This is a genomic window from Rhodococcus sp. ENV425 (genome assembly GCF_002887785.1).
Taxonomy (GTDB): domain Bacteria; phylum Actinomycetota; class Actinomycetes; order Mycobacteriales; family Mycobacteriaceae; genus Rhodococcus; species Rhodococcus aetherivorans.
Window position 1 is genome coordinate 14,067 of sequence record NZ_PCZU01000263.1, and the last position, 381, is coordinate 14,447.

The 381-nt window shown below is 70.3% G+C and carries 1 protein-coding gene; it reads right to left on the reverse strand.

Features of this window, described 5'->3' with window-relative positions; all coding sequences use genetic code 11:
* Positions 1-381, reverse strand: a 381-nt coding sequence (locus tag CQZ88_RS31675) for a protein kinase (RefSeq protein ID WP_258008745.1), incomplete at both ends; no start/stop codon positions are given.

A 381-nucleotide genomic window follows, 5' to 3' on the forward strand; every position in this document is an offset into this window, starting at 1 on the left:
GCCGAAGCGGTGGGCGGGCTCACGGGCCATCGCCTGCTCGATCACCGCACACACACCCTCCGGAACATCCCGCTCGCGCAGATCCGGGATCGGTTCGGTGCTGATCCGCAGCAGCTGCGCCACCAGTTCCTCCCCGCGGCGCCGCGCGTAGGCCGGCCGGCCGGCCAGCGCGGTGAACAAGGTGGCGCCGAGTCCGTAGACGTCCGAGGCGACCGACGGAGACTGCCCGTGCAGCAGCTCCGGCGCGGTGTAGGCGGGAGAGCCCACCACCAAGCCTCGCGTGGTGTCCTGCCGATCCGACAGCCGGGCGATCCCGAAATCGGTCAGTTGCGGTTCGCCGTACTCGGAGATCAGGATGTTCGCCGGTTTGACGTCGCGGTG